A 5207-nucleotide genomic window follows, 5' to 3' on the forward strand; every position below is an offset into this window, starting at 1 on the left:
GGGACGCACCGAAGGAGAAGCTGAACGCCCGGCAGAAGGCGGCGGCGAAGGCGCGGGCCCGGGGAGAGCGGGTACGGGACGAACAGCGCCGGGGCCGGCAGCCCGCGTCGCGGGGGAAAGGCCGGTCGGCGCGGGGGCGGTGACGGGATACCGGACTCCACGAGCGCGTCAGCGACCCCTGCGTCTCGCACCCGCGCCGACCATCCCGCGGGCGAAGTGCAGTTGGCGCGCCACCACGTCGTCGGCGGTCAGGGGGCCGTCGGGGCGGTACCAGGATGAGATCGACACGCACAGCGACGAGATCGCGCGGGCCGCGTCCTCGGGGTGCTCGCAGGCGAAATGGCCCGACTCGACGCCGGCCCGGATGCTGTCTTCGAGCATCGTCTGCTGCGAGTCGCGCTGGGCGATGTGGTGGTCACGAACGTCCGGGTCCATGCTCCGTATCTCCGTGGAGGCCACGAACGCCTGGTCCCTCCTGGCCATGTGGAACCGGGCCAGGGACTCGACGAGATTCTCGAACCGCGCGACCGGGTCGCTGCCGGCGTCCTCCACGGCCGCTCTGGTGTGCTGGAACATCTCGGCCATCGCGGCGTCCACCACGGCCGCGAGGATCGCCTGCTTCGAGCGATAGTGGTGGTAGAGGCCCGGAACCGACAGGCCCGCCTCCTCGGCGATCATCCTGATCGAGGCGCCGTGATACCCGTGTCGCGCGAAGACGGCCAGCGCGGCCCGCAACGGGGGCGACAGGGTGTCGGGCCCGAATTCTCGCCAGTCGCTCATCGGTGGACTCTCCTCGGTCATCGAAAAACCCTAGCTGTCGGTCACTTGACACGTGATGTGGTGTGGGTAACACTACATCGGACCGAGCGATCGATCGGTCGGGGCGATGGAAATGGAGGGCGACGATGAGTGGACCGAGCGCGCGCCCGTGGCGGGACGTGTACCGCCCGGGCGTCGACGAGGGCCTCGCCGAGCAGCGATCAACGCTGGTCGCCGCCTGGCGCGACCGAGTCGCGACGAGTCCGGACCGGACCGCGGTCGCGTACTTCGACACCGTGCTGTCGGCTCGCGAGGTCGACCGCTTGTCCGACGCCCTCGGCGCGGCGCTGCAGGATCGAGGCGTGCAGGGCGGCGACCGCGTCGGGATCCACCTGCAGAACATCCCGCAGTACGCCATCTCCCTGCTCGCCCTGTGGAAGATCGGCGCCGCCGCCGTGGTCCTGAACCCCATGTACTTCGGCCGCGAGCTCCGGCTGCCCGTCGAGGACTCCGGCGCGGTGGGGATCATCGCGACCGACCGGGACGTCGCCGCGATCCGCGAGAGCGTGGAGGGCACCGACGTCGGGTGGATCCTCGGTACCAGTGAGCAGGACCTGCAGACCCGGAACGATCCCCGGGTGTTCGGAGGCACGGATTCGGGAGTGCCGTCGGAGGACGGCGATCTGGTGCAGCTCATCTCCGACTTCTCGGGTCGGACCCCGGCGCCCGTCGCGGTGTCCCCGGACGACCTCGCGCTGTTGACCTACACGTCGGGGACCACCGGCCCACCCAAGGGCGCGATGAACTCGCACGCGAACGTGGTGTCCGTGGCCCGGAGTTTCGCCGACTTCGTGGGTGTCGTGCCGGGGGACGTGGTCCTGGCGATCGCCCCGCTGTTCCACATCACCGGCGCGGTCATCAACGCGACCCTCGGTCTGCTGGGGGATACTGCGCTGGTCTTCGCCGGGCGCTTCCGGCCCGAGGTCGTCCTGGACGCCTTCCGTGAACACCGCGTCACCTACACGATCGGGTCCATCACGGCGTTCAACGCCCTCATGCGACTGGACGGGGCCGGCCCGGAGCATTTCGCCTCCGTCAAGACCCTCTACAGCGGGGGAGCGCCGATCCCGCCGTCGACGGTCGAGCGATTCAGAGAGCGGTTCGGGCACTACATCCACAATGCCTACGGCATGACAGAGACGACCTCGGGGGTCATCGCCGTCCCGCCCGGGCTCCGCGCCCCGGTCGACGAGTCCAGCGGCACCCTCTCCGTCGGGGTCCCGCTCCCCGGCGTCGACGCGAGCGTGGTGGGGGTCGACGACCGGCCCGTCGCGCCCGGCCAGCAGGGCGAGCTCGTCCTCAGCGGACCGCAGGTCGTCTCCGGCTACTGGCGCAACGACGCGGCCACCGCCGGGGCGATGCCCGGGGGCCGACTGCACACCGGTGATGTGGCCGTCATGGACTCCGCCGGCTGGGTCTACCTCGTCGACAGACTCAAGGACCAGATCAACGCCTCCGGGTACAAGGTCTGGCCCCGAGAAGTCGAGGACGTCCTGTACGAGCACGACGCGGTCTTCGAGGCCGCCGTCGTCGGCCTTCCTGACGAGTACCGCGGCGAGAAGGTGGTCGCGTTCGTCTCCCTCAAGGCGGGACGCACCGCCTCCGAGGCGGAGTTGATCTCGTTCGCCGCATCGCGCCTGGCCGCGTACAAGCGGCCCTCCGAGGTCCACGTGGTGGGCGAACTCCCCAAGACCCAGACCGGCAAGATCCGTCGCCGCGAACTCCGCGACGAGCACACCCCCTCCTGATCCCCCAGACCCCTCACCCGACCCGAAGGAGATGACATGGCCGAGGCCAGCATCCGCCCCGACCTCCCCTCGGAGGTCACCCCGACCCAGTCCGCCGAGGGCAACAAGAACGCCAAGAGGTCGCTCGCCGCCAGCACCACCGGGCAGCTGTTCGAGTGGTACGAGTGGACCGCTTACGCGGTGTTCGCCCCGTTCATCGCGGCGGCGATGTTCAACAACGAGAACCCGGTCTCGGCCCTGCTGGCGACGTTCGCCGTCTTCGCGGTGGGCTTCCTGGTCCGGCCGCTCGGCGGGATCGTCTTCGGCCGGATCGCGGACGTCAAGGGCCGCAAGTGGGTCCTCATCACCACCATGCTCATGATGGCGGGCGCGAGCCTGCTGATCGGCCTGCTGCCGAGCTACGAGACCCTGGGCGTCTTCGCGTCGGTGCTGCTCCTGCTCTGCCGGATCGTCCAGGGCTTCGCCCACGGTGGTGAGTCCGCGACCGCGTACAGCTACGTCGCAGAGATCGCACCGCCGCATCGCCGCGGCATGTGGGGGAGCCTGGTCTTCGTCGCCATCATGGGCGGCACCGTCGTCGCCTACGGAGTCGGCGGCACCATCACCGCCGTGCTGTCCGAGTCCGCCGTCGGCGAGTGGGGCTGGCGCATCCCGTTCCTGCTCGGCGCCGTGTTCGCCCTGTTCGTGTTGTACCTGCGGGCCGGCATGGAGGAGTCCGACGTCTTCGACAAGGCCGCCGAGGCGGCCGCGGCCGACCCGACCTCCCCGGTCGTCACCTTTTCCAAGGGCCGTCTCGCCCGGGCGATCGCGCTGGTCGTGACCATGGTCTCCGGCGTCACCGTCGCCCACTACACCTGGAGCTCCTACGCCTCCACGTTCGCCATCACGCAGCGCGACATGGATGCGGGCGCCGCCTTCTGGATGATCTTCGGCAGCCAGCTGGTCGCCCTGTGCACCCTTCCGTTGTGGGGCCTGCTGTCGGACAAGATCGGCCGTCGTCCGGTGATCTTCATCTTCGCGGTCGGCACCATCGTCACCACCCCCTTCCTGATGGGCATGATCGACGACCGGCCGTGGACCCTGTTCCTCACCTCGCTCATCGCCATGACGCTGGTCGCCGCCGCCGGATCCATCCTCTCGTCGTTCATGTCCGAAGCGTTCCCCACCAAGATGCGCACGGCGGGTATCGGCTTCGCCTACTCCCTGTCCGTCGCGGTCTTCGGCGGCAGCGCACCGTACCTCAACGCGCAGTTCATCGAGTGGGACGTGTACTGGATGATCAGTGCCTACATCATCGTGCTCTGCGTCTGCACCCTCATCGCCACGGCGATCATGAAGGAGACCCGCGGCAACGACCTGCACACGGTCGGCCACGACTAGTCCGTGCCCGTTCCGGCCATCCGACCGCCCATCAACCGCGAGGATCACCCCCATGACCACTCCACCAGCATCGTCCGCCGGCCTGGCGGTCGACCGACTCCTCCGCCCCGACGTCGTGGGGCCCAGGATCGCCGAGGCCACGGGCGAGGCGGCCTGGACGGACTTCTCCGCCGAGCTGATCGCGGGGGGCAAGTCCAACCTGACGTTCACGCTCCGCTCGGACGCCGGCGAGCTCATCCTGCGTCGGCCGCCCACGGGTGAGCTCCTCCCGAGCGCCCACGACATGGGTCGCGAGGCGCGCATCCAGCTGGGGCTGGCGTCGACGGACGTCCCGGTGGCCGGGATCGTGCTCAACGAGACCACCGGTGAGGACCTTGGTGTCCCGTACTACGTGATGGAGAAGGTGGTCGGTCACGTGATCCGTGACGCACTGCCGCCGGGTTACGCCGAGACCGACGACGACAAGGCGGCCATGGCGGACGCGCAGATCGACGCGATGGTCGCTCTCCACGCGGTGGACCAGGATGCCGTCGGTCTGGGGGATCTGGGGCGGCCGGAGGGTTACCTGGAACGGCAGCTACGCCGGTGGCTCGGCCAATCGGAGAAGGCGAGCGAGAGCGTCCGCGCGGACCGTCTGCCCGAGCTGGCCGCGCGACTCGGACGGGACCTGCCCACCTCGCCGTCGTCGCGGATCATCCACGGTGACTACCGCATGGACAACTGTGTGGTCGACGCCGATGATCCGGGGCGGATCAAGGCGATCCTCGACTGGGAACTGTCGACCCTCGGCGATCCGGTGGCCGACCTCGCCCAGACCGTTCTGTACTGGGGCGATCCCGATGGCCCCGAGGTCCCGCTCATCCCGAGCCTGACCACAGGTCCCGGATGGCCGGGCCCACAGCGGTTGCTGGACCGGTACTGCTCCGCGACCGGCACGGACCCCGCCCACATGCCCTGGTATCTGGCGTTCGCGACGTTCAAGTTCGCGGCGATCGCCCAGGGAGTGGCCACCCGTTCGGAGGCCGGTGACATGGCCGGACAGGACTTCGGCGACATCGGCCCGCAGATCCGCGAACTGGTGGAGTACGGCCACTCGATCCTCGACTCCCGGAAAGGCACCCGCTGATGGCTGATCCCGCGTCCACCTCACCCGCACCCGGCGCCAGCGCGTCCGACGACACCGCATCCGATGCCTCCGCCCGGGCCGTGCGCGGGCCGGTCGACCCCCGCACGGGCCCGACCACGGCGCAGCCCGTGCTC

The 5207-nt window shown here is 69.7% G+C and carries 4 protein-coding genes; 3 read left to right on the top strand and 1 reads right to left on the bottom strand.

All coding sequences use genetic code 11. The annotated features are described in order from the left end of the window. Positions 1–168: 168 nt before the first annotated feature. The gene (locus G6026_RS04310) at positions 169–780 is read right to left on the bottom strand and encodes a TetR/AcrR family transcriptional regulator (protein ID WP_182612349.1); all 612 of its coding nucleotides are present in this window, start codon (positions 778–780) and stop codon (positions 169–171) included. A 125-nt stretch (positions 781–905) separates the two neighbouring features. Here G6026_RS04310 and G6026_RS04315 point away from each other — a divergent pair, with 125 nt between their 5' ends. From G6026_RS04315 to G6026_RS04325, 3 genes are read left to right on the top strand one after another with little or no spacing between them, the layout of a single operon-like run. Continuing rightward, positions 906–2567, top strand: a complete 1662-nt coding sequence (locus G6026_RS04315; RefSeq protein WP_182612350.1) for an AMP-binding protein — start codon at positions 906–908, stop codon at positions 2565–2567. Between the two features lie 36 nt (positions 2568–2603). After that, positions 2604–3947, top strand: a complete 1344-nt coding sequence (locus G6026_RS04320; protein ID WP_182612351.1) for an MFS transporter — start codon at positions 2604–2606, stop codon at positions 3945–3947. 52 nt (positions 3948–3999) lie between these two features. Further along, positions 4000–5073, top strand: a complete 1074-nt coding sequence (locus G6026_RS04325; RefSeq protein ID WP_182612352.1) for a phosphotransferase family protein — start codon at positions 4000–4002, stop codon at positions 5071–5073. Positions 5074–5207 lie beyond the last annotated feature (134 nt).

This window comes from Dietzia sp. DQ11-38-2 (assembly GCF_014145055.1).
Lineage (GTDB): Bacteria > Actinomycetota > Actinomycetes > Mycobacteriales > Mycobacteriaceae > Dietzia.

Coding starts and splice junctions, on each gene's coding strand:
- G6026_RS04310 (WP_182612349.1), bottom strand. CDS start 780: ATGAGCGACTGGCGAGAATTCGGGCCCGACACCCTGTCGCCCCCGTTG.
- G6026_RS04315 (WP_182612350.1), top strand. CDS start 906: ATGAGTGGACCGAGCGCGCGCCCGTGGCGGGACGTGTACCGCCCGGGC.
- G6026_RS04320 (WP_182612351.1), top strand. CDS start 2,604: ATGGCCGAGGCCAGCATCCGCCCCGACCTCCCCTCGGAGGTCACCCCG.
- G6026_RS04325 (WP_182612352.1), top strand. CDS start 4,000: ATGACCACTCCACCAGCATCGTCCGCCGGCCTGGCGGTCGACCGACTC.